The organism is [Clostridium] clostridioforme AGR2157, from assembly GCF_000424325.1.
Lineage (GTDB): Bacteria > Bacillota > Clostridia > Lachnospirales > Lachnospiraceae > Enterocloster > Enterocloster clostridioformis_A.
The window spans coordinates 37,356-61,651 of sequence record NZ_AUJR01000022.1 but is presented as its reverse complement, the minus strand read 5'-3'; the positions used below and the strand labels follow the sequence as shown (position 1 = coordinate 61,651).

At 46.6% G+C, this 24,296-nt stretch carries 23 protein-coding genes; 16 read left to right on the top strand and 7 right to left on the bottom strand.

Features of this window, described 5'->3' with window-relative positions; translation table 11 throughout:
- The first annotated feature begins 16 nt into the window (after nucleotides 1-16).
- The 4 genes from G614_RS0111235 (at nucleotide 17) to G614_RS0111225 (ending at nucleotide 2,674) form a co-directional block, all read left to right on the top strand.
- On the top strand, nucleotides 17-784 hold the full coding sequence (locus G614_RS0111235; protein ID WP_027642011.1) for a hypothetical protein: 768 nt from the start codon (nucleotides 17-19) through the stop codon (nucleotides 782-784).
- Nucleotides 785-1,047: 263 nt separating this feature from the next.
- A complete protein-coding gene (locus tag G614_RS32700; protein WP_242828064.1) occupies nucleotides 1,048-1,377 on the top strand; it encodes an IS110 family transposase in 330 nt (109 codons plus the stop codon).
- 19 nt (nucleotides 1,378-1,396) lie between these two features.
- The gene (locus G614_RS32695; RefSeq protein ID WP_242828063.1) at nucleotides 1,397-2,041 is read left to right on the top strand and encodes a transposase; all 645 of its coding nucleotides are present in this window, start codon (nucleotides 1,397-1,399) and stop codon (nucleotides 2,039-2,041) included.
- A 114-nt stretch (nucleotides 2,042-2,155) separates the two neighbouring features.
- On the top strand, nucleotides 2,156-2,674 hold the full coding sequence (locus G614_RS0111225) for a hypothetical protein (RefSeq protein ID WP_027642010.1): 519 nt from the start codon (nucleotides 2,156-2,158) through the stop codon (nucleotides 2,672-2,674).
- Nucleotides 2,675-2,745: 71 nt separating this feature from the next.
- On the opposite strand, the gene G614_RS0111220 is transcribed toward G614_RS0111225, so the two are convergent.
- On the bottom strand, nucleotides 2,746-2,988 hold the full coding sequence (locus G614_RS0111220; RefSeq protein WP_027642009.1) for a TIGR03905 family TSCPD domain-containing protein: 243 nt from the start codon (nucleotides 2,986-2,988) through the stop codon (nucleotides 2,746-2,748).
- A gap of 144 nt (nucleotides 2,989-3,132) precedes the next feature.
- On the opposite strand from G614_RS0111220, the gene G614_RS0111215 reads away from it, so the two are divergent.
- The 3 genes from G614_RS0111215 to G614_RS0111200 all read left to right on the top strand — a co-directional run bounded on the left by G614_RS0111215 (nucleotide 3,133) and on the right by G614_RS0111200 (nucleotide 6,513).
- The gene (locus tag G614_RS0111215; protein ID WP_027642008.1) at nucleotides 3,133-3,825 is read left to right on the top strand and encodes a 5'-methylthioadenosine/adenosylhomocysteine nucleosidase; all 693 of its coding nucleotides are present in this window, start codon (nucleotides 3,133-3,135) and stop codon (nucleotides 3,823-3,825) included.
- Nucleotides 3,826-4,259: 434 nt separating this feature from the next.
- Complete coding sequence (locus G614_RS0111205) at nucleotides 4,260-5,009, top strand: hypothetical protein (protein WP_002570480.1); 750 nt, start codon at nucleotides 4,260-4,262, stop codon at nucleotides 5,007-5,009.
- Nucleotides 5,010-5,163: 154 nt separating this feature from the next.
- On the top strand, nucleotides 5,164-6,513 hold the full coding sequence (locus G614_RS0111200) for a glucose-6-phosphate isomerase (protein WP_027642007.1): 1,350 nt from the start codon (nucleotides 5,164-5,166) through the stop codon (nucleotides 6,511-6,513).
- A gap of 210 nt (nucleotides 6,514-6,723) precedes the next feature.
- Here G614_RS0111200 and G614_RS0111195 read toward each other — a convergent pair whose 3' ends face one another.
- The 3 genes from G614_RS0111195 to G614_RS0111185 all read right to left on the bottom strand — a co-directional run bounded on the left by G614_RS0111195 (nucleotide 6,724) and on the right by G614_RS0111185 (nucleotide 9,243).
- Entirely contained in the window at nucleotides 6,724-8,055 is a 1,332-nt protein-coding gene (locus tag G614_RS0111195; RefSeq protein WP_027642006.1) for an MATE family efflux transporter, read from the bottom strand.
- A gap of 78 nt (nucleotides 8,056-8,133) precedes the next feature.
- On the bottom strand, nucleotides 8,134-8,961 hold the full coding sequence (locus G614_RS0111190; RefSeq protein WP_027642005.1) for a MerR family transcriptional regulator: 828 nt from the start codon (nucleotides 8,959-8,961) through the stop codon (nucleotides 8,134-8,136).
- Between the two features lie 15 nt (nucleotides 8,962-8,976).
- Nucleotides 8,977-9,243 (bottom strand): hypothetical protein, encoded by a 267-nt coding sequence (locus G614_RS0111185; RefSeq protein ID WP_027642004.1) that lies wholly within the window; start codon nucleotides 9,241-9,243, stop codon nucleotides 8,977-8,979.
- Between the two features lie 277 nt (nucleotides 9,244-9,520).
- Between G614_RS0111185 and G614_RS0111180 the strand changes: the two genes are divergently transcribed.
- The 6 genes from G614_RS0111180 (at nucleotide 9,521) to G614_RS0111150 (ending at nucleotide 16,450) form a co-directional block, all read left to right on the top strand.
- Nucleotides 9,521-10,627: a hypothetical protein gene (locus G614_RS0111180; protein ID WP_027642003.1), complete on the top strand. Its 1,107-nt coding sequence runs from the start codon at nucleotides 9,521-9,523 to the stop codon at nucleotides 10,625-10,627.
- A gap of 106 nt (nucleotides 10,628-10,733) precedes the next feature.
- Nucleotides 10,734-12,674, top strand: coding sequence for a sigma 54-interacting transcriptional regulator (locus G614_RS29910; protein WP_080664501.1), 1,941 nt, complete (start codon nucleotides 10,734-10,736; stop codon nucleotides 12,672-12,674).
- Nucleotides 12,675-13,012: 338 nt separating this feature from the next.
- On the top strand, nucleotides 13,013-14,290 hold the full coding sequence (locus G614_RS0111165; RefSeq protein WP_027642002.1) for a TRAP transporter large permease: 1,278 nt from the start codon (nucleotides 13,013-13,015) through the stop codon (nucleotides 14,288-14,290).
- Nucleotides 14,291-14,310: 20 nt separating this feature from the next.
- Nucleotides 14,311-15,339 (top strand): DctP family TRAP transporter solute-binding subunit, encoded by a 1,029-nt coding sequence (locus G614_RS0111160; RefSeq protein WP_027642001.1) that lies wholly within the window; start codon nucleotides 14,311-14,313, stop codon nucleotides 15,337-15,339.
- Nucleotides 15,340-15,369: 30 nt separating this feature from the next.
- Nucleotides 15,370-15,936, top strand: coding sequence for a cyclase family protein (locus G614_RS27305; RefSeq protein WP_278245987.1), 567 nt, complete (start codon nucleotides 15,370-15,372; stop codon nucleotides 15,934-15,936).
- A 13-nt stretch (nucleotides 15,937-15,949) separates the two neighbouring features.
- A complete protein-coding gene (locus G614_RS0111150; RefSeq protein ID WP_027642000.1) occupies nucleotides 15,950-16,450 on the top strand; it encodes a TRAP transporter small permease in 501 nt (166 codons plus the stop codon).
- A gap of 47 nt (nucleotides 16,451-16,497) precedes the next feature.
- Here the strand turns inward: G614_RS0111150 and G614_RS0111145 are convergent, their stop codons facing one another.
- The 3 genes from G614_RS0111145 to asnS form a co-directional block, all read right to left on the bottom strand.
- Nucleotides 16,498-18,363 carry an ATP-binding protein gene (locus G614_RS0111145; protein WP_027641999.1) on the bottom strand — a complete coding sequence of 622 codons (1,866 nt, stop codon included), beginning with the start codon at nucleotides 18,361-18,363 and terminating at the stop codon, nucleotides 16,498-16,500.
- A gap of 4 nt (nucleotides 18,364-18,367) precedes the next feature.
- Nucleotides 18,368-19,438 carry a metallophosphoesterase family protein gene (locus G614_RS0111140; protein WP_027641998.1) on the bottom strand — a complete coding sequence of 357 codons (1,071 nt, stop codon included), beginning with the start codon at nucleotides 19,436-19,438 and terminating at the stop codon, nucleotides 18,368-18,370.
- Between the two features lie 168 nt (nucleotides 19,439-19,606).
- Nucleotides 19,607-20,998: an asparagine--tRNA ligase gene (gene asnS / locus G614_RS0111135; RefSeq protein WP_027641997.1), complete on the bottom strand. Its 1,392-nt coding sequence runs from the start codon at nucleotides 20,996-20,998 to the stop codon at nucleotides 19,607-19,609.
- Nucleotides 20,999-21,419: 421 nt separating this feature from the next.
- On the opposite strand from asnS, the gene G614_RS0111130 reads away from it, so the two are divergent.
- The 3 genes from G614_RS0111130 to spoVG all read left to right on the top strand — a co-directional run bounded on the left by G614_RS0111130 (nucleotide 21,420) and on the right by spoVG (nucleotide 24,177).
- Nucleotides 21,420-22,694, top strand: a complete 1,275-nt coding sequence (locus G614_RS0111130) for a glucose-1-phosphate adenylyltransferase (protein WP_027641996.1) — start codon at nucleotides 21,420-21,422, stop codon at nucleotides 22,692-22,694.
- Nucleotides 22,691-23,812, top strand: coding sequence for a glucose-1-phosphate adenylyltransferase subunit GlgD (gene glgD, locus G614_RS0111125; RefSeq protein ID WP_027641995.1), 1,122 nt, complete (start codon nucleotides 22,691-22,693; stop codon nucleotides 23,810-23,812). Before G614_RS0111130 ends, glgD begins: the two co-directional genes overlap by 4 nt.
- A gap of 77 nt (nucleotides 23,813-23,889) precedes the next feature.
- Nucleotides 23,890-24,177 carry a septation regulator SpoVG gene (gene spoVG, locus G614_RS0111120; RefSeq protein WP_027641994.1) on the top strand — a complete coding sequence of 96 codons (288 nt, stop codon included), beginning with the start codon at nucleotides 23,890-23,892 and terminating at the stop codon, nucleotides 24,175-24,177.
- Nucleotides 24,178-24,296 lie beyond the last annotated feature (119 nt).

Below are 24,296 nucleotides of genomic sequence, written 5' to 3'. Positions count from 1 at the left end.
AGAACAGGACAATTCTATGGACTGCCCGATTTGGGGAACGGATGATATATCAGATGAAGAACTGTTAAAAGAATTTGAAGCAGTCAAGAATATGACCGTCCCCCTTCCCATTCCGTCCCCATCATCAGATGAGTTTGAAAAAATCTGGGCAACGATACAGGAAGAAAGGGCTGAGTCAAAGAATGTACCGGAATCCAACCAACCAGAGCACCCCAAGGTTATCAGACCGAGGTTTGGCTGGAAGCGGTTGGCTGCGATTGGTTTAATTGCCTGTCTTGTGGCAGGGAGTGGATGTATGGTGGCTATGGGGACGAAGTCGTATTTTTATCGGGAGAAGCAGTTGGGGGATGGACAAGGTATTTTTGTAAATGATTCATTTAAGGCCGAGGTCAATGGAGAGGATGAGGCTTATGAGGCTATTGATAAGGAGCTGAATATCAAACCTCTTAAATTGGGATATATACCACCTGACATGGATTTTTTAGGATTATATATAGAAAATGGAATAGCATATATGAAATTTAATTATAACCAAGAAAATGTTTTTTTAATACAGTCGAAGTACAATAAAAAAGTTTCATATAACTATAAGGATGATTCCCAATATAAATTTAATATTTACAATAAATGGATTGGAGAGAATTTAGATATCCATAGAGAAACGCTGTCAGATGAAAAATTGAGATATGATACATCAGTAGTATTAGATGGCTCATATTACTCTATTTCAGGTGTCATGGATGAATCTGTGTTTCAACAAATTGTGGAGCGATTAACATTCTAAACCCCTATTCCTGCACACTTGGCACCACCATAAATGAAACTGTACAGGCGATAGGTTATTGAATATATCTTTTTCATTGCTTATACTGTAATTAGCGGCGGCAAAGATCGTTTTCTTTTTGGGCCTATAGCCCGTATTCTAAACTGATTTTAGGTACTCTCATTTGCACCACCACCTGTCCAGCCTCTTACGGCAGAAGGACGTACAGTAAAATGATAACAGACAGAGTACCGTGCCGTAAATTTTACAATGGAGGTGCCTTTATGGATAAAATTTACGACAATTGTTGTGGTATTGATGTGCACAAAAAGCTCATCGTTTCCTGCTTTCGAAAGGGCAACAAGCAGGAAATACGCGAGTTTGGTGCAACAACCAGAGAGCTTCTTGAAATGGTTGACTGGCTCAAAAGCGGCGGCTGCGAAATGGCCGCTATGGAGAGCACTGCATCTTATTGGAAGCCTCTGTATAACATCCTTGAATCCTCAGACCTGAATGCTATGGTGGTCAATGCCCGCATCCGGCACAGTGTCGGATATCAATGGCAAAAGCGCACGCAGTATTTTAGAATACCTTCTTACTGGGGCGTCCATTGACGAAGCAAAATACGATGATATGTATCAGCAAAAAATCATTGCCCATAATCTCAAAGCCACCAAAGAACAGATCATAGACGACCTCAATGGTGTCATGAGTCCCCTGCAGCGCCGTATGATGAAAGGACTGCTGGCACATCTTGACGAGCTTAACATCCACATCAAAAATCTGGATGAGGAGATCGACAACTTTATGAAACCGGAAGAAAAACAGGCGTCTCAGGCAATTCAGGACGTCTCTGGCATAGGGAACACCAGCGCACAGGCTGTCATTTCGGTTATCGGAACAGACATGGGCCGTTTTCCTACAGACAGGCATATCTCTTCATGGGCAGGGTTATGCCCCGGCGATAACGAGAGTGCCAAAAAACGAAAATCCGGTAAAACCAGAAAGGGAAACTCTCTTTTGCGGACAACCCTGATTACCTGTGCACATTCGGCTGTCAAGAATAAAAAATCCTATTTCCATGCACAGTTCATGAGGATCAGTGCCCATAGGGGATCTAAACGTGCCTATGTCGCAGTTGCCCATTCCATGCTCATAGCCATTTACCATATCCTCAAAGACGGAGTTGTTTTCAAGGATCTTGGAGCTGATTATTACAACCAATTCAACAAGGAACGCAAGATCAATGCGTACCTGAAAAAGTTAAAAGCACGGTAGTTGCCGCCTGAACCTTCCAGATAAGTTCAAGAAACTCTTATAAGCTTGACAGGGGTAGTTTGCGCTTTTTTTGCTACCCGGAAGGTTATGTATCAAAGTAAAGGAGATATACTAATGAAAAAGTATTTAGTTACATTTTTAAGCAGTATTCTTATTTTGTCTATGATGACAATGAATGTTTATGCTAAACCATATAACCCAAATGACTATACCTCGGTGAACGAGGTTTCTGAATTATTACCAGTATCTATACGACAAAATAAGGTTTCTGAATTTGCTAAAGCAAGGGGAGATTTTTTCATGAGAGCTGATTTAGCAATTTCTGATGAAGGTAATGGGGATATTGGTGTAGTAGCCATTGGATATTTAGCCATATCAGTAGATGAGGCATACATTACAATATATCTGGATAGATGGGATGAAACATCCGAACGTTGGAGACAGGTAACATATTATGATGCTGAATATTATGCAAAAGATTATCCTGAAGGATTGGATACCCCTACAGTTAACATAACCTTTAAAAATCAGGAAAAGGATTATTATTATCGGTTAAGAGGTGTCTTCACAGCCGTTTATAATGATAATTTTGAAAGTTTTAGCCCAGTTACAGCTGGAATTTTGATTGAGTAAATATACAAATTGTGATAAATAATATACCAAAAGGAAAGGCGAACTATATATTCCCCTTTCCTTTAGCATTTTTACAGCCCTTTAAACTGTTTCAACGCCCTAGCCAACTGATCCGGACAAGATGTAGGCCTGGGACCGCACTGGATTCCGTCCAGTCTTCGGATAGCCTCATCCACGTCCATGCCTTCTATGAGGCGGGACAGGCCCTGTGTATTGCCGGAGCAGCCGCCTACGAACTGGACGTTGGTCAGTTTATTATCTTTTACTTCAAAGGATATCTCCCTGGAACAGACCCCCTGTGTTTTAAATCTCATATGTATTGCCTCCTGTAATAAATTCATGTATATCCGATTATGCCTTATGCAAAAGATAATGTCAAGTGAGAACAGGCTTTGAACTTGAAAATCTTCAGGCATCCTATATAATAGAAGAATAGTACAAGACAGAAGGAGGTAAATATGCTAGGAATTATTGGAGCCATGGATGAGGAAGTGGCTATGATTAAGGCGCAGTTGACAGATGTGCAGGTGGAGACAAGGGCTGCCATGGACTTTTATAAAGGAAAGCTGGAGGGGAAGGAGGTAGTCGTGGTCCGCTCCGGCATCGGCAAGGTCAATGCAGCTGTGTGTACCCAGATTCTGGCAGATATATATGGTGTAACAGGTGTGGTGAACACGGGAATTGCCGGTTCACTGAAGGCAGAAATTGATATCGGGGACATTGTGCTTTCCAGCGATGCACTTCAGCATGATATGGATGCAACCGGATTCGGCTATGAACCGGGACAGATACCCAGGGTGGAGACACTGGCTTTTAAGGCAGATGAAGGTCTTATACATCTTGCTGAGGAGTGTTGCTCCAAGGTGAATCCGGACATCCACACCTTTGTAGGACGTGTGGTGACCGGAGACCAGTTCGTTTCTGATAAGGGAAAGAAAAAGTGGCTGACTGATACCTTTGGAGGATATTGTACAGAAATGGAGGGGGCAGCCATTGCCCAGGCCTGCTATCTTAACTCCATCCCTTTCCTTATCGTGAGGGCTATTTCTGATAAGGCAGATGACAGTGCCTCAGTAGATTACCCTGCTTTTGAGGCTAAGGCCATTGTTCACAGCGTGAATCTGCTTACTGAGATTGTACGTTCCTTTTGAGCAGATAACCGTGAGGCTCAGCCGTTATGTTACATATGAGAACGGCAGCAGGGAGTTCCGGCTATTCCTTCCGGCAGGAATGGCTGTTTACTGGGGTATGAAAAAAGGCTGGACAGGGAATCCGGTCAGAAGAAGCATGTAGCCGGGAATCCGGCCAGGGAAAGCATCCGGATACAGAGGGAGAATCCTGGCGTATACCTTAACTGTATAAAGAAAAATCTCACCTATCAGAATCGTTTTTTAGGAGAATTTGGCGAACGATTCTAGGGACTCTCAACTTCCCAAATCAAAATCCGTTGCTATAATAGACTTTACCGGGAAACGCCTGACTGCAGGGGCGTTTCCCAAACCAGGCAGCGGCTGCAACCAGCAGCACGGGCCAAAAAATAATATAGAAACGGGATGGAATCCGGTAAGAAAGGGGAGCTTTTACTATGATGAGCTTTTTACAAACAGGAAAGGCACTGTACGTGCTGGCAGCAATCTGCCTGGCTGGAGTATTTACCAGGCTGATGGCGGGAAGCTTCTACAAACGATTAATTAAAGAGAGCACCAATATGGCATTGACCAAGAACAAATATCTGCGCGGATTGAAACAGAATGCAGAGGATACATATCGTATGAATCAGGGAATGAATAACACACGCGTTTATCTGGAACGCCAGATGTACAGCCTGCGGACCTTTGGTATGTCCGTCAAGGGACTGGACAACCTGTCAGGGCAGCTGACACTTCTCTGCTTCCTGGCAGGCGGCGGAGCAGCATTTCTCTCTTATTGGTTTAGAAGTGATAACTACTATATTGTATTGTACGGTACCACAGGCATCCTGGCCGGCATGTTTACCATGCTGGTGGATTACGGAGTTAACCTGGAATCCAGGAGACAGCAGCTTCTTACCTGCCTCCAGGACTATCTGGAAAATGTTATGTGGCCGCGAATGAACCGGGAAGGCACAGCGGAGCATGTGCCTGCCGTTACAGCCGAGGAGGACCGCAGGGAGCCGGCTAATCTGCGTTCCATAGGAAGAGACCGCCGTTCAAATAGTAATAACAGAAGGGGGCTGGAGCAGACTGCTGCCAGCAGGGAAAAACAGGAAGAGAAGTCAAAGGATAATTGGCTTCAGGATTTAAATCCGGAACAAAAAAGAATGTTGGGGGAATTGCTGAAAGAATTCATTTCCTAAATATGCTGACATCAGGAATTTATTTCCATGGTCAGAAAGAAATGGTATTATAAGGGAAATTATGTTATAATTTAAGAGATAAGCGGCTTTACCGCAGCACTGATAGAATCATGGGCATATGGTCCATGGACATAAGAAAAGGAGAGCGCGAGTTATGGGAAAGGAAGTTATGTTTGATTATTCCAAGGCAGCAGGATTCGTTTCTGCGGAAGAGATGGCCAACTTTAAGACCACAGTCATGAGTGCAAAGGAGACCTTGCTGGAGAGGACTGGTGCCGGTAATGATTTTCTGGGATGGATCGATTTGCCGGTAGATTATGATAAGGCCGAATTTGCAAGGATTAAGAAGGCGGCAGAAAAGATTCAGAATGATTCTGACGTCCTGCTGGTGGTAGGTATCGGCGGCTCCTATCTGGGAGCAAGGGCAGCCATTGAATTTCTGTCACACAGCTTTTATAATGTGTTACCCAAGAGCGTTCGCAAGACACCTGAGATTTATTTTGTAGGAAACAGCATCAGCAGCAAATATATCCATGACTTAAAGCAGGTACTGGACGGCAAGGATTTCTCCGTCAACATCATTTCCAAGTCAGGCACTACCACAGAACCTGCAATCGCATTCCGTGTATTTAAGGAAATGCTCATTGAAAAATATGGCAAGGAAGAAGCCAACAAGCGCATCTACGCAACCACTGACAAGGCTAAAGGCGCCCTTAAGAACCTGGCAGACGAAGAGGGATACGAGGAATTCGTCGTGCCGGATGACGTGGGCGGACGTTTCTCCGTATTGACGGCTGTAGGCCTTCTTCCAATTGCAGTAAGTGGAGCGGATATTGATAAGTTGATGGAAGGTGCTGCTTCAGGCAGGCAGAAAGCCTTAGATGCACCTTATGAATCCAACGCAGCCCTTCAGTATGCGGCTGTGCGCAACATCCTGCACCGCAAGGGCAAGGCAGTTGAAATCGTAGCCAATTATGAGCCAAGCCTTCACTATGTGTCCGAGTGGTGGAAGCAGCTCTATGGCGAGAGCGAGGGCAAGGACCAGAGGGGCATTTTCCCGGCGGCAGTGGATCTGACCACAGATCTCCACTCCATGGGACAGTTCATTCAGGACGGAGCACGTATCATGTTTGAGACAGTTCTCAATGTTGAGGAATCTCCTGCTGAGATTCTTCTGAATAAAGAAGACGTGGATACCGACGGCATGAATTACCTGGCAGGGAAGAGTGTGGATTTTGTAAATAAGAGCGCTATGAACGGAACTATCCTGGCTCACACCGATGGCAATGTACCCAACCTGATGGTTAAGATTCCTGAGCAGAACGAGTTCTATCTGGGAGAGCTGTTCTACTTCTTCGAGTTCGCCTGCGGCGTCAGCGGATATATCCTGGGCGTGAATCCATTTAACCAGCCAGGCGTGGAGAGCTATAAGAAGAACATGTTCGCATTGCTGGGTAAGCCTGGATATGAGGCTCAGAGAGAGGAACTGCTTAAGAGGCTGTAATGATGGGACGGGCCCGCGAGGGCTGGTCAGTCATACCATATAATCTTAGTCGGATGAAAGCTATATAAAAATACGGCGCAGAGAAAAGGCCGTCCTGCTGATGGGGTGAGTCAGCAGGGCGGCTTTTCGATCCCCGGATGTTTGGGAGCGCTAGGTTTGGGCCAGCCCGTGTCAGACCCTGCGAAGCTTAAGCTCCTTCCTGCGCTCACTTTAGTCCTGTCTTAACTGCCGTATCACAAAAAGCAAGGTATATACGGCCATGAAGCCTGACACAGCAGGCGCTATCAATCCGATGACAAACAGGTTATCCGGACAATAGGTGTAAGCCAGCCATATGAGAGGCATTCTGAGGGCCAGGGCGCCGAAACAGCAGCTGACCATGGTAAATACTGTCTTGGAACGGCCATTCATGAAGCCGTTGAGACAGAATACGAAGGAAACAGCCAGATAATCAAAGCTGCAGGAATGGAAGAAGGGAATTCCCGCCTCTATGATATCAGGATTGGTGTTAAAGAGACCAATCATGGTCTGGGGAGACAGTTGGGCCCACAGGAAGAAGACAGAGGATGCCAGTACCGCAAATCCAATGCCGGCTGCCAGGGACTGCCTTGCCCGTTCCGGCTTCCCTGCGCCGTAGTTCTGGGCCGTGATAGCTGCCAGGGCGCTGGCAATGGAAGTGGCAGGGAGCATGGCGAACACGTCATATTTGCTGGCAATGCCAACTGCGGCTGCTGCATTTACCCCCAGACGGTTGGTGACCGAGGTCAGATAAAGGAAGGACAGCCGCACCATGCATTCCTGAGAGGAGATGGGAATTCCTACCACTGCCAGCTCCTTCAGCCTGTCCCTGTCAATGCGCATGTTCTTAAGGCTAAAGGTAAATATGAACTTCCTCCTGTTAAGGTATACAACGGAGCATATCATGCTGATGGATTGGGAGAGGACGGTTGCCAGGGCTGTGCCGGCTACACCTAATCCCATATACTTTACAAAGATGATATCGCCCGCAATGTTGAGAACACATGACAGGGCCACAAAATACATGGGCCTGCGGGAGTCGCCGTATCCCCTCAGTATGGCACTTATGGCATTGTAGCCGCAGATGAAAAATATGCCGCAGAAGCATATGGTCACATACTGCCTGGCCTCATCCATGGAGGCGGCCGGTGTCTTTAAGGCAGCGAGTATGGCGTCCCTGAAAATCAGCATCCCAATGGTCAGCACCAATGCCGCAATTGCAAATACGGACAGGGTGGTCCCGATGGTGCGGCAGGTCCTTTCATCATCCTTCATGCCGGTATATTTTCCCACCAGAATCGTGCCGCCCAGAGTCAGGCCGGATACCATGCTGGTGATGATTTGGGTTACCTGGGTTCCGGTGGACACCGCGGCCACGCTCTCCGGCGTACAGTACCACCCGATGACCATCAGGTCCACGGCACCATAAAGGGCCTGTATGACATTGGCAATCAGAAATGGGACGGAGAATGCCAGCAGCACGTGAAATACATTGCCCTCGGTCAGCAGATTGTCGTTTTTCATGATGAATCTCTCCTCAATATAACATTTGATAAGAATAAAAATAAACCCTCCAGTAACTGGAGGGTCAATATGAAATATTTATTTTATCGTATTTTTTGAGAATGGAATCTGTATTTCCGTTACATACCGGGACGTATCATTGGTAAAACCCGCATCAATCAGAGTGATTTCCACGGAATCCCCGCAGCAGGAATATCCCATCTGATTCATATACTCCAAAAGCAGTACATAGTACTGTGACGCTTCCTGATGGGTGCCGGAGAATCTCACGCTTACATAATCCCCGGCCTGCAGATATTGTTCCTCCCCCTGATAGTGGTCCTCCTTCTCAAGAAGTACGAAGATACCTGAAAATGATTCAAATTTGCGGGCCTTCAGATTGGCAGAGGACAGGGAAACGCCTACCTTGCCCAGAAACATCACAGGTTCCAGGGTATTGGCTCTTTCCAGCTCGCGAAGTGAGAATTCCAGGTCCTCTCCCAGCTTGATATCCTTCCTCAGGTACGCAATCTGTCTTTTGTCAAAATGGAGGGTCCTGATTTCACCGCATTGTGTATGAATGGCATCCTCCAGGGCTTTGAGACGGTATTCCAGCTTCTGTTCAATCTGCATCAGTTCGCTGATTTTTGCCTGGGTTTCGTCCTTCTGCTCTTTTAACAGGCCCAGCATGATATCCACGTCCCTGTTTTCAAAGAACAATGCGATTTTCTTAAGGGATACACCCAGGGCCCGGAGATACTTGATGGTATTCAGGCGTTCAAACTGACGGGTGGAGTAATAGCGGTATCCGGTCTCCGGGTCCGCTGTCTCAGGGTGCAGGATGCCAATTTCGTCGTAATATCGCAGGGTGCGTATGTTGATGCCGAACAGTTCGGCCATTTCTCCGATTGTGAAAAGGTTTTTCACGTTTTATTCTCCACTTTATTCTTCAATTACCTGAATCTCCAGGAAATCAAAATCTACGGATTCAATGAAATTATCCTGCGTGAATCTGGCTTTGTCATGATACTTAAATTCCTTTACAGTAGAGTCCAGCCAGATGGGTTTTTCCAGATCAAATTCATAACAAATAGAATCCAGGGAATCAAAGACCATCTGAGTTCTGGATAAGGAATGGTCAGATATGCAGACCACAGTATCTTTTAGCAGATGGTTGTCTTTCATTAATTTTCCCCACATTCTGAACATAAAGCTTCTCCTTTCGCAAACTATTGGCGGACATATAGGTTTCTGATGTTTTAGTATAACATCTAATCCGGTGTTTTAAAAGTCATTTTTTGTATTGTTTACAATACCTGGAAGGCGAGGTCTGGGTGTACTGGTTAAATACCCGTTCAAAAAGGGAATGTAAATAACAGTACATTCTTCGGCCATATTTGAATTTTTTGTAACATCCCTTGCCCGTGGGGATTATTTGTAGTAAGCTATACGTAATGATAAACGTTCCCATAAGGAGGAAATGCAGGTGGGACAGGCAATTACGGATTATGTAAAGTTCCTGGCAGATGCCAGGGATGCGGTGTACCGTCTTAACTGTGACCAGAATACGGCCGGCCAGCTGGCGGACGAGGAAGAGATGAAAGAGCGGGAGCTTGAGACTGCCAGGAAGGCTGTGTCTGACTCCGTGAACCAGACTATTAAGAAGCGTTTGGATGAGATTAATTCCAGCTATGACCAGGAGATTGGAAAAGGGCAGGAACGTCTCAAGAAGGCCAGGGCAAAACGGGAGAAGGCCAAGAGCCAGGGGGTAAAGGAACGGATTGCCGAGGAGACCAGCGAGCTGCGGGAACACAACCGTGACCTGAAGGTCCAGATGAGGACATTGTTCCAGAAGAACCGGGTACCCGCCTGGTGCGGGACCACATTTTATTATGCTCTGTACTATCCCAGAGGGGTTAGGGAAATTATGATTTTCCTGCTTACCCTGGTAATCTGCTTTTTGGGAATTCCGTGCGGTGTCTATTTTCTGATTCCCCAGAGGGTTATCTGGTATCTGGCGGCTGTGTATTTTGTGGATGTCATCCTGTTTGGCGGGCTTTATGTGATGATCGGCAATAAGACCAGACTCCGTCATCAGGATACACTTAAGAGGGGAAGGGATATACGCAACCACCTGAGGTCGAACCAGAAGAAAATAAAGGTCATTACCAGAACCATTCAGAAGGACGGCAGTGAGGATTTATATGACCTTGAAAAATATGACGATGAGATTGCCTGTGTTGAGCAGGAGCTGTCGGAGATTGCTTCCAGGAAAAAGGACGCTCTGAGTACCTTTGAGAATGTGACAAAAACCATCATTACAGATGAAATCATAGCCAGTCATAAGGATAAGCTGGACAGGCTCAGGCAGGAGCTGGACGAAGTGTCCGCGAATCTTCGCAGTCTTGAGAGCAGTATCAGGGAACAGAATATACGTATAGCAGACATATACGGTCCATACCTGGGGAGGGAATTCCTGCAGCCGGAAAAACTGGCCCAGCTTTCCAGAATCATACAGGCTGGTTCGGCGTCTAATATTACGGAGGCCATTAGGATGTATCAGGATGCGGGGCAGGATGAGGGACGGTCATAAAATTTTAAATATAACAGCTATGTAAACAGGTCCTGTAGATTGCAGGACCTGTGTAATTTATGGCGCGGCAGATGTAATTATAATAAACAGAGGAGGGCGCACCAGGTTGAATATACTATTCGTAGTGCCATATCCGGAATTAGAACCGGTAGTACAGGAGGTATACAAGGAATATCCTGAAAAGAACAAGGTCACTGTGGAGTTTAAAGTGATGACGGTTGATATGGTTCGTCAGTACAAAATGGAGAGGGAATATGATGTTCTTGTGGGGCGTAACTTTACTCTTGAAGAGCTGAAACGCCAGTATCCCACTAAACCCGTTATTAATATCCCAATTACAGGTTACGATATAGTTCAGGCTCTCTACGAGGCCAAGAAGATGTATCGCTGCAGGAAGGTGGGAATTGTGGGGCGGTTTTTTCATATGTATCAATATGAACACATGGAAGAAATTACCGGAGTGGAAACTTCATATCATCCGGTTGAGCGGGGACATGATTTGGAATACTGTGTTGCCGAGGCAGTGAGCCAGGGGTGTGACTGTATTATTGGCGGCTATTCCGCATATCTGTATCTCAAGAACGGCCCTATTCCGGTAGTGACTATAAAGGTCAGCCGTGAAACCATTTTCAATGTGTTGGAAGAAGCGGTTCATATTGCGGAAGGGGTGAAGAAGGAAAAAGAAAAGTCTGAGCTTTTTAGAATCATTACCCAAATTTCGAATGCAGGAATTTTTTATGTTAATGATAAGGGACAGATTGAGATAGCAAACAGAGAAGCAAGAAAGCTGTTCCCAACTGTGCAGACATTACTGGGAATAGGGGGGGGGGGGGCTTATCTGAGGCAAATTGCTCCGTTTATGCAGGAGGAAGCGGAACGCTGTTTTGAGTCTGGTGAAAGCATAGTGGACAGAGTATACCTAAGGGAAGGCACTTCTCTTTCCACTGATTTCCTTCCCGTAAAAATAGGAAATTCCATGCCGGGGCTGGTGGTCAGTTTTATGAATGCCTCAAGAATACAACAGATGGAGAATCAGATACGCCGTCAGATGAGCGATAAAGGATTGGCTGCGCGGTATACATTTCAGGACATTATTCATAAAAGTGATATTATAGATAAGACCATTGAAAATGCCGGAAAATATGCGGGAGTATCCTCCAATGTCCTGCTGGTAGGGGAAACCGGAACCGGAAAGGAGCTTTTTGCACAGAGCATACATAATGCCAGCAGGAGAGCGGGAAATGCTTTTGTGGCAGTTAATTGCGCGGCATTGCCGGAAAGCCTGTTGGAAAGTGAATTATTCGGTTATGTAGAGGGGGCTTTTACAGGTTCAAAAAAGGGCGGAAAGATGGGATTGTTTGAGATGGCCCATAAAGGCACACTGTTTTTGGATGAAATAGCAGAAATTCCTTTGACATTTCAGAGTAAACTGCTTCGTGTGCTGCAGGAACGGGAAGTGCGCCGTGTGGGCGGTAATTCAGTTATATCCGTGGATGTACGGATTATTGCGGCTACCAATAAAAATCTGCAGAGACAGGTGAGCGAGGGGAAATTCCGGCAGGATCTTCTTTATCGTTTGAATGTTCTTAGATTATACATCCCTCCGCTGCGGAAACGGAGTGAGGATATCCCGCTTCTCTTCCATTACTATCTTCAATATTACAGTAATCAGTTCGGTTATGAAATGCCGATTCTGTCCCAAGGAGCGGAGGAGCTCATTAAACGATATGCCTTCACAGGCAATATCAGGGAACTTAGGAATATAGCTGAGCGGTTGAGCGTGGTTCATAGCGGATTTATGATAACAGAAGAAGAAATGGCGGCAGCACTGGGGCAGGATGATATAGAAATAACTGAGTATTCAGAGCGGCCGGTGACAACCGGTCACTCCTATATGATGTATGCAGAAGGCAAAAGGGAGCAGGAGAAACAATACATTCAGCGCCTGTTAAGTGAACACGGATATAATAGGAGCGAGACAGCAGGAGCCATGGGAATTGACCGTTCTACTTTATGGAGAAAAATGAAAAAATATGGGTTGCAGTAATGTTGCGTTGCAAAAATCATCATAAGCAACGAATTATTACCACAATTGGGAAAAAATTAACAAAAAGCGGAAAAGATGCTCATTTTGATTGATATGAGCATCTTTTTTCATGTTATCTGGTAATTGGCGTTGAGACATGGATGAAATCCAATAGAAACATTTTGAAACGGGTGTACAACATAATAATACAAAAAATTGTTGTAAATTAGCGTTATTGTGTATTGTTTATACGTTTGAAAAAAAACCGAGGAAAAATTTGGAAAGAATATATAATTTGGCACGATTATTGCTTTGAAAAATATAAGAATGATATAAATATGAGACAGGAGGAGAGATTCTTGAATATTGCAGTTTTAATGGGAGTATTTTTTGTATTACTTTTTCTGGGAGTTCCGATTGCATATTCGTTGTGTCTGTCTGCAGTGCTTTATATGGCACTTTTTATGGATGTACCTATGATAATCATAGGACAGCAGATGCTGAAAGGGGTGGACTCATTTACACTAATGGCCATACCGTTTTTTGTAATCGCAGGCGGACTCATGGAATCCGGCGGTATTTCAAAACGGATTGTGAACTTTGCCAGAACAGTGGTAGGTCATTTGCCGGGAGGTCTTGCTATTGTTACGGTAGTGGCGAGTATGATTTTTGCAGCCATGACAGGCGCCGGAGCAGCGACTACCGCGGCAGTTGGGGGAATCATGATTCCATCCATGCAGGAGGAAGGGTATGACGGCGGCTACGCCAGTGCAGTCCAAGCTGTGGGAGGAATATTTGGACCTCTTATTCCGCCAAGTATACTTATGGTTCTATATGGAGTTGCATCCGGGGAATCTGTGGGGGATATGCTGCTGGCAGGACTCGTACCGGGACTTTTTCTTGGGGTAATTGTCATAGCGGTAGTAGTATGGCAATGTATTAAAAAAGGATACAAGGGGGTAGGTCATTTTAACCTGAAACGGGCGGCAAAATCATTTTTAGACGCTATATGGGCGATACTTGCGCCTGCCATTATTTTAGGCGGCATTTATTCCGGCCTGTTTACGCCAACAGAGGCTTCTGCCGTTACTTGTTTCTATTGCCTTATCATAGGATTGTTCGTTTACAGGGAACTTAATTTTAAATCCCTGGGCAGGGTGGTATTCAAATCAGTCAAGACAGCAGCGGGTATCATGCTGATAGTAGCAGCCACCCAGGCATTTGGATGGGTCCTGACAAGGGCAGGAATACCCCAGATGGTGGCAGAAGGATTTACTTCTGTAATATCAAGCCCAACAGTGTTTATGTTTGCTGTTGTATTCATTCTGATTGTTGCGGGGTGTTTCATAGATGCAGTACCGGCACTTCTGATTTTTGCTCCCATATTGATTCCTACAGCAACCCAGTATGGAATTTCTTTGATTCACTTCGGGGTGGTTATGGTGGTTACCTTATGTATTGGCCTGGCGACGCCTCCGGTGGGAATAAACCTGTTTGTGGCATCTTCAGTAGGCGGACAGCCCATTCATAAAATCATACCGCATTTACCGGTACTTATTGCTTCAATTATAGCAGGGACCATAGCGATTGTATTAATACCTGGCATCTCAACATTACTGCCGGCGTTAATGAAATAAAACATAAGGAGGATTTTATTATGAGAAAGACTGCACTGTATATGTTATTGGCATCAGCTGTATTAAGTATGGGTGGCTGCGGCAAAGCAAATCAACCAGCTTCCGCTGATAATGGAGGAACAGAGGCAAAAACAGCAGAAGCATCAATTGAACTCAGTGTATTTGCTGGTTCTGTGGCGGAGAACACGCCCACCGGCACCGGGTTAAAGGCTATGGTAGACTATATCAATGAGATTGGCGGCGGTCCCCTGAAAGCGACGGATTATTATGATACGGCTTTGGGCGATGCCACATCCATGGTGCAGGGACTTCAGCAGGGAACAATTGATATTGGGGTATCTGGTACCGCCTATTTTTCAGGCTTGGTTCCGGAGGTAGAAGTATTCCAGCTTCCGTTCCTGTTTGATAATCTGGAAGAGGCCAGAGCAGCTGTAGATGGAGCTGCTTCGGAAAAAATATTTGAGAAGTTTGCCGAAAAGGGAATCGTGGGATTGGCTTTCTGGGAGAACGGTTTCCGTGAACTCAGCAATAATGTGAGGCCGGTCACGACACCGGCGGATTTAAATGGTATTAAGATGAGGACACTGCCTGCAACCGTACAGGTAGAGACATGGAAGGCTTTGGGAGCTCTGCCCACAACCATAGACGCATCTGAGTTATATACGGCATTGCAGCAGGGCACTGTCAGTGCGGAAGAGAATCCGCTTCATGAAATTGTATCAAGAAAGTTTTACGAGGTCCAGCAGTATATAACACTGACAGACCATGTTTATACCCCGTTCATGATGGGAATCAGCCAAAAAACATGGGATAAATTAAGTGACCAACAGAAGCAGGTTGTCATGGACGCAGCCAATGTAGGTAAAGAGGCCCAGAGGAAAGCCAACGAGGAAAAGACAATAGAGGCAAAACAGGTGCTGCTGGACAAGGGATGTGAGATTGTGGAAAATCCTGATAAAGAAGCATTTAAAGAGATTGCAGTGAGCGCCTGGAAGGTATTCACAGATGAAAATGGTACAGAGCTTCTTGATATCATCCAGAAGAATTAAAGGGGGAACTACAGAATATGAGAAAAATAACTGACCCCACATTGGTTTACCCATATTGACGCACCTGTCCATCATGACCCAGACGGTAAGAATCTGGACGCATATCCAATCAGCGATTGGTGTATTTCGGATTGTCTGATTCTGGATTTATCATTTGTGGGTGATAATGAGGCGATTACCGCCCAGATGCTGGAAAGGGCAAACGAACCCTTTAAGGATAAACACTATGATACGATTATAATCCGTTCTGACCGTGGACGAAGGGTATCTTGGGAGTCCGTGGAATTTTGGGATAATTCCTGCTGGGTCAGCGCTGACGGAGGAAAGTGGATTAGGGACTATAATCCTAAAGTGGTTGGATTTGACTTTCCGCAAGATTATGAAATACGCAAAATCCGTACTGCAAAACCAGAGGATCCTATCGTGCAGCCGGTACATAATTTCGTTCTGAAAGAGGGAGGAATATTAATGATTGAATACCTCACTAATTTATGGGAGGTAGGACAGCCGACTTGTCAGTTGATTGCGCTGCCGCTTAACACAAAAAACGCGGATGGATCCCAGATAAGAGTGCTCGCAGTGACAGAACAACCCTAAAGGAGGAATGGACATGAAGGGTTTTGTTTCAAAGCTTGATTCAGGGGTAAAGAGCATATTTGGTTATGCGGGGATTATAATGATTTTAATTGAGACGTATGCTGTCTTTGCCCGCAATGTTCTGAAGGCGCCGGCGCCATGGACGGATGAAACGCTGAAAATGCTGTTTGTATGGTCTATATTTGTTTGTTCCAGTCTGGCTTTTATAGGCGATGAGTTAATCGGTCTGGATCTTATTCAGGAGAAAATATCTGATAACAGAAAGGCCTATGGAGGTTTAAAAATCCTTCAATATGCCCTTGGGCTGGTGTTTGAAGTCCTGACGACTAACTGGGGTCTTAATATCATTTTGATGCAGCTTTCTACAAATGAAAAAACAGCTGTAGTTAAATATCCTTTATGGGTAATTAACATGGGTTTTCTGATAGGAAGCGTACTGCTGGTTATATTTGCCTTATGGAAAATATACGATTGCAGGAAGTACTTAAAGGATAATACCGCTAAAACAGAATAAGGCGGATGGAAAACGGGCAGCCGGCAAAGGCTGCCCGTTTTTCTGCTCTATATCCGGACTAAATGATACTTCACCTGATTCGCCGTCAGCAGCTGCGCCTCCCTCTGATGGCAGGTAAACACAATAATCTGATTATCATATGCCTTCACAAGCCATTTTAACGCTGTCTTCAGGCGCTCATCATCATACAGCACAAAGCTGTCGTCAAAAATCAGGGGCATGGTATCCCTTTTGCCGTTCTGGACCAGCTTGGCGGCAGCCAGGCGCAGGGCCAGATAAATCTGATCCATGGTGCCGCTGCTGACCTGCTCTATGGGAACCAGCTTGGAAGGCGTGTTCATGTATACATCCAGGTTCTCGTCAATGCTCATGCTGGTGTAAATTCCACCGGTGATACCGGATATGAGGTCAGAAGCCTCCCTGTTCAGGTATAATCCGAAGGAGTCGCGGATAGAGGTGGACAGGGTGGTCATGGTGTCCTGGGCCAGGTCGATGGCGTCCAGTTCCTCCTGAATGCGCTCGTTTTCCGTCAGCACATGTTTCAGGGCTTCGGCCCTGGTCTTGCAGTCAGCCAGATGTTCCAGCTTCTGTTCCAGCTCCCACTGGATACGCTGCTGCTGCTCTATCTCCTCGGAAAACTGGTCCTCGCTGGACTGGAGCTTTCCAATCTCCTCTGATAACTGCACCAGGGTCTGTTCAGACTGTTCCACGGCCTTGCTGAGCCGGAGAAACTCCGCCATCCTCCCCTCCAATGCGTTCATGGCATCCTGGGAAATGCTGGAGTCACCCAGGTGACGGGCGAATATTTCCTGGAGAAGGCGGGTGCTGGTGTCCAGCTCCTTTCGGAACCGGCGGTTCTTGCCCAGCTTAAGGATGCCGGTTATACAGGCAGCCAGGGCAATGGCGCCTGATATCCCTGCTGCGGCCGTAAGGGGAAATGGAAGAAGCACAAGGGAGCGCACCAGGTCCGGCGCCGCCAGGCACAGCCCGGCGGCTCCTGCGAAGGCCAGGGTGATTAGGAACATGAATACGGCGCAGACAGTCCTGGATTTCTTACTGCATGCAGCCAGGGTGTTCTGGTATTCACCGTAAAGCTTCCTGGTGTCCTCCATGTATTTCTGCACGGATTCCTGATCTGTAAACTGGCTGTTTAAAAGAATCTGCCGTCCTTTGGCGGACTTTTCAAGCAGACCTTCCTTTTCCTTTTGACAGCTGTCCAGCTGTTTCTTGATTTCATTCTTCTTGTTGCGGTACTCAATTAACTGGTTGGCATACTGGGGCGCGGATATTTCCTGCTCCGTCTTGCGTATATCCCCCAAAAGGGCGGTATAACTGCGTGCAGCCTCAGGAACCATCTGATTCTCCAGCTCCCGCCTCTGGCTTTTTAAGTATGCAGTGGCCTTGGTTATATTCAGGGCAATGCTGCCGGAGGTATTGAGGTTGGCGATGTAATTGCGCAGCTCAGCCACCATGCCTCCGTCCGTGGCGCATTTTAACTGGCCGATGCTGATGGTGTTGTCGTAGGCTGTTTCTGACAGGCCGCAGCGCAGCTGGTCCAGGAGGGCTCTGGTGGGTTCAACCTCTCTGCCCTGAGTTTCATTGACAATGGTCAGATCCTTGTTCTGCTTCTGAAACCTTCTCTGGATACGGTATATCTGGCCTTCGCTCTCCAGCCGCATCCATCCCTCGTAGGTGCCGCTTCCCTTCCAGGGCTCGTATTTGCTGTAGATGTCATTCCTGGCTGCCCGGCCCCTCTGTTTCTCAATACCAAAGAGCATTCCCCTGATAAAGGTGTGAAGGGTGGATTTGCCGGCCTCGTTTTTGCCGTACACTACATTCAGCCCGTCCTTAAAGGAGATATCCAGGTCGTGGAATTTACCGAATCCCTCGATGTGCAGACTTAATATCTTCATGGGTTCAGCTCCTTTCATCGGTGGTATGAAGAAGGGCATTTACCCCGTAATACAGGGCTTTCTTCTCCACCGGGCTCATCTCTTCTTTTTGAAGGGCCTGGATATAGAATCCAATCATATCGCTGGAATGCTCGGCAAACAGTGCTGAAAAATCATACTGAGGCTCAGAATCATCAATGATTTCGGCAATCCTGTATCTGGCCGTGAGCTGCTCCAGGTCAAATTCAATGTCAGGGTCCCTCATGCCCCTGATGCGGAACCGGTAAATATGTTTGGAACCCCGGTTTTCAATCTCATTTGATATGCGGTCACACAGTTCTCCGTTGGTGGTGTCCCTGGACACATTCACGGCCAGTGGTATGTACTGGAGGCTGGCGGAAGGAATAAACTGAAGGTTTATCAGTTTTCTGGTGACAGGATGAATCTCTCCCGCATAGAAGCCATGGGAACCGGTCTCAGTCAGGTCCAGGGGTTCGGGGGAGCCGCAGTAAGCAATCTTTCCGTCCGCCAGGACATGAGGTTTGTGGATATGTCCCAGGGCGATGTAGGAAAATGGGGAAAGCTCCAGGCTGTTGAAATTAATCGGCAGGTGGGCGGCGTCGCCGCCGTGGGCCATGAGAATTTGAATGCGGCTGTTTAAAGGAACCTGTATATCCTCCAGCAGGGGCGTCTTGATTTCAGCCGTGTGATAGCTGAATCCATGAACTTCCGTATTGATGTCCTCAAAGTAGACAGAGGTCAGAGCTTCATCCATAATGAAGGTCACGTTGGGACTCCAGGTAAAGCTTAACAGGGCAGAGTTCTCCCTGATGCGGTCATGGTTGCCTGCTATCAGGATGACCTTTACAGCAGGAATGGTGGAGAAGAGATAATTGACCTCCTTAAGGTCTTTCATCAGCGGCTGCCTGTGAAACAGGTCTCCGCTGATGAATAAGCAGTCCACATCCATCTCTTTTGTCTTTTCTATTATTATCCGGAAGGTATCTTTGATGGCCTGGGCGCGTTCCTTGCCCCAGGGCTTGTTTGCATCGGGACACATACCCCAGTGGATATCCCCGGTGTGGATGAATTTCATGTCTGCCTCCTGTCAAATGTTGGGTTCCCCGAACTCCGCGCTGCTACGTCCGGGTAGCGAATCTCTGCCCGCTTCTACGGGGCGGGCAGAGACGGGTTCCCCGAACTCCGCGCTGCTACGTCCGGGTAGCGAATCTCTGCCCGCTTCTACGGGGCGGGCAGAGATTCTTTATAATTCGCAGTTGTTTACTGTTCTTGGGAATGGGATTACGTCGCGGATGTTGGACATTCCGGTCAGGTACATGACGCAGCGCTCAAAACCAAGGCCGAAGCCTGCGTGGCGTGTGGATCCGTATTTCCTTAAATCCAGATAGAAGCCGTAGTCCTCCTTCTTAAGGCCCAGTTCGTCCATTCTGGCTACCAGCCTGCTGTAATCGTCCTCCCTCTGGCTGCCGCCGATGATTTCACCGATACCGGGAACCAGGCAGTCTACGGCTGCCACGGTTTTGTTGTCAGGATTCATCTTCATATAGAAGGCTTTGATTTCCTTCGGATAATCGGTTACGAATACAGGCTTCTTAAATACCTGCTCTGTCAGATAGCGCTCATGCTCTGTCTGCAGATCGCAGCCCCAGGATACCTTGTATTCAAATTCATCGTTGTGTTCTTCCAGTATTTTCACGGCCTCGGTGTAGGTAACCCGGCCAAACTCGGAATTTAACACATTGTGGAGACGGTCCAGAAGACCCCTGTCCACAAACTGGTTGAAGAAGTTCATCTCCTCCGGCGCATGCTCCAGAACAAACCGGATGATATATTTAAGCATGCCCTCTGCAAGGCACATGTTATCATCCAGGTCCGCAAAGGCCATCTCCGGTTCAATCATCCAGAACTCAGCCGCATGGCGGGTGGTATTGGAATTCTCGGCACGGAAGGTAGGGCCGAAGGTATATACGTTGCGGAAAGCCATGGCATAGGTCTCAGCGTTCAGCTGTCCGCTTACGGTCAGATTGGTGGCCTTGCCGAAGAAGTCCTGGCTGAAATCCACCTTGCCGTCCTCTGTCTTTGGGATATTGTTTAAGTCCATGGTGGTTACCTGGAACATTTCCCCGGCTCCCTCACAGTCACTGCCGGTAATCAGGGGCGTGTGAACATAGACAAAATCCCTTTCCTGGAAATACTGGTGAATGGCGTATGCAATTAAGGAGCGCACGCGGAATACAGCCTGGAAGGTATTGGTTCTGGCACGCAGGTGGGAGATGGTGCGCAGGTATTCCAGGGAGTGGCGCTTCTTCTGAAGAGGATAATCCGGTGAGGAGGTTCCCTCCACAGTGACCTCGGCGGCCTGAATCTCAAATGGCTGCTTGGCCTGGGGCGTGGCCACCAGGGTTCCCCTGACAAGAATGGCTGTTCCCACATTTAATTTAGACACTTCCGCAAAGTTGGGAAGGGTATCGTGATAGACAATCTGCAATGTTTCAAAAAAACTTCCGTCACTGACAACAATGAAGCCAAATGCTTTGGAATCACGCAGGCTGCGAACCCACCCTCCGACATTTATCTCCTTGCCAAGATGTTCCTCCGGATGTTTGTAAAGTTCTCTTACGGTAATCAGATCCATGACTGATATTCTCCTTTTCTCTTATCTATATATTCAGTATCCCCAATTCCCCTGGAAATGGACGGTAACTACATATACGTGATTATATGATATTTCACGCCATGTTTCAAGGCTTAACTTTCCCCTGGGTCCAGGTACGCAGCCTGTATTTTCAATATGATTACATTATCATGATGTATGAATGGGGAAAAGTTCGCATAAGGGACGTTACTTAACTGTAGCGGATTATGTCATATGTCCGCGGGACTGGGCGTTCCAGAAATTGGAATGCATCGGGTACAGATTATCAAATGGTTAAAAACGGAAAAAATGTCGGAAAAATGCACAAAAACGATGAAATAAATTTAAATATTTATGTACTATTTACGAAGTTTGTGGTATAATTAAAATTACAAAAAATTTAACAGCAAGAGGTGATAACGTGATTAAAAAAGAAATGATAGCTATGCTATTAGCAGGCGGACAGGGAAGCCGCCTTGGCGTGCTAACACAAAAAGTAGCCAAGCCGGCCGTATCTTTTGGGGGGAAGTACCGAATCATTGATTTTCCGCTGAGCAACTGTATCAATTCCGGCGTTGACACAGTCGGAGTATTGACACAGTATCAGCCATTACGTTTAAATTCTCATATTGGAATTGGAGTACCGTGGGATTTAGACCGGAACGTTGGTGGTGTAACCATTTTACCTCCATATGAGCGCAGCAAGGGCAGCGATTGGTACACAGGAACTGCCAATGCCATTTACCAGAATCTGGAGTATATGGAATCATATAACCCGGAATATGTTCTGATTTTATCCGGTGACCACATTTACAAGATGGATTACGAGGTAATGCTGGATTATCACAAAGCCAATAATGCAGATATCACCATTGCTGCCATGCCAGTACCCATCGAGGAGGCCAGCCGTTTTGGCATCCTGATTACGGACGAGTCTAACCGCATCACGGAATTCGAGGAGAAACCTCCTGTTCCCAGAAGCAACTTAGCATCCATGGGTATCTACATATTCAGCTGGCCTGTGTTAAAGGAAGCTCTGATTAAGATGAAGGAAGAGCCGGGGTGCGACTTCGGCAAACACATCATTCCATACTGCCACGCAAAAGGTGACAGGATATTCGCATATGAATATAATGGTTACTGGAAGGATGTAGGTACGCTGGGCTCTTACTGGGAGGCCAACATGGAACTCATTGATATCATTCCTGAGTTCAACCTGTATGAGGAATACTGGAAGATTTACACCAAGAATGATGTGATTCCGCCCCAGTTTATTTCCAATGAGGCAAATATTGAGCGAAGCATTATCGGTGAGGGAACTGAGATTTACGGCGAGGTAATGAACTCCGTCATCGGAGCAGGCGTTACCATTGCCAAGGGAGCTGTGGTGAAGGATTCCATTATAATGCAGGGAACCGTTATCGGAGCGGGAACCGTTGTGAACAAGTCAATCATTGCTGAGAATGTAAGGATTGGCTCTGGTGTGGAACTGGGAACAGGAGAGTATGCGCCCAGTACATATGACCCCAAGGTATACCAGTTCGATCTGGTGACCATTGGTGAGAATTCTGTGATTCCTGACGGGGTAAAGATAGGCAAGAACACTGCCATAGCAGGCGAGACAACCGTAAGCGATTATCCTGACGGATTACTGGCTGGCGGAAATTACATTATAAAGGCAGGTGGCGTAAAATGAGAGCAATCGGTATCGTATTAGCAGGCGGTAACAGCAAGAGGATGCGGGAACTTTCTAATAAGAGGGCAGTGGCTGCCATGCCGGTTGCAGGAAGCTACCGCAGCATTGACTTTGCACTCAGCAACATGACAAACTCCCACATCCAGAACGTGGCAGTATTTACACAGTATAATTCCAGGTCCTTAAACCTGCACTTAAGTTCCTCCAAGTGGTGGGATTTCGGACGTAAACAGGGCGGACTCTTTGTATTCACCCCATCCATCACACCGGAGAACGGCGACTGGTACAGGGGAACAGCGGACGCATTATACCAGAACCTTACATTCCTGAAGAACAGCCATGAGCCATATGTGGTCATAGCGGCAGGCGACGGCGTATACAAGCTGGATTATAATAAGGTTCTGGAGTATCACATTGAGAAAAAGGCAGATATCACCGTTGTCTGCAAGGACATGGAAGAGGGCACTGATGTGACACGGTTCGGCTGTGTGAAGCTGAATGATGACGGCCGTATCACGGACTTCGAGGAGAAGCCCATGGCATCTGACGCAACCACCATTTCCTGCGGTATTTATGTCATCCGCAGAAGGCAGCTCATTGAACTGCTGGAGCGCTGCGCGGCAGAAGACAGGTATGACCTGGTCAATGATATTCTGGTACGCTACAAGAACCTTAAGAGAATTTATGCTTATAAGCTGGACGGCTACTGGAGCAACATTGCTTCCGTGGACTCCTATTATAAGACAAATATGGATTTCCTCAAACCTGAGGTGAGGGATTACTTCTTTAAGCAGTATCCTGATGTATACACTAAGATCGATGATCTTCCTCCTGCCAAGTACAACCCTGGTGCTCTGGTCAGAAACAGCCTGATAACCAGCGGATGTATCCTGAATGGTACAGTTGAAAACTCCATTCTCTTTAAAAAGGCATACGTGGGCAATAATTGTGTAATAAAGAATTCTATTATTTTAAATGATGTTTATATTGGTGACAACACAGTGATTGAGAACTGCATCGTAGAGAGCAGGGATACCATCCGTGCCAACACCACACACATCGGCACACCGGAGAACATCAAAATCGTTGTGGAGAAAAACGAAAGGTATACATTATAATACGCACACAGCCCCGCGGAACGCACGGGGAGCGCAGAGCGGGGGACCGGCGGGATAAGACGGAAGGGGTAGAAAACATGCAGGTTACAGACGTGAGAGTGAGACGGGTTGAAAAGGAAGGCAAGATGAAAGCAATTGTTTCCATCACTCTGGACAACGAATTCGTCATTCATGACATCAAGGTAATTGAGGGGGAGAAGGGGTTATTCATAGCCATGCCAAGCCGTAAGGCAGCGGACGGAGAGTACCGCGATATTGCTCATCCTATTAACTCCAACACAAGGGATATGATTCAGACCATGATTCTGAATAAGTATGAGACAACCTTGCTGGAGAATGAGGCGGCAGAGGATGGAATGGCATAAGATACACACAGAATAATGTATGGGAGCTGTCTTCCGGATAACGAATGTGAACCGGGACAGCTCTTGTTTTTTATGTTTGCATGTGCTAGATAAGTTAGTGATCGAAACCAGGATTTTGA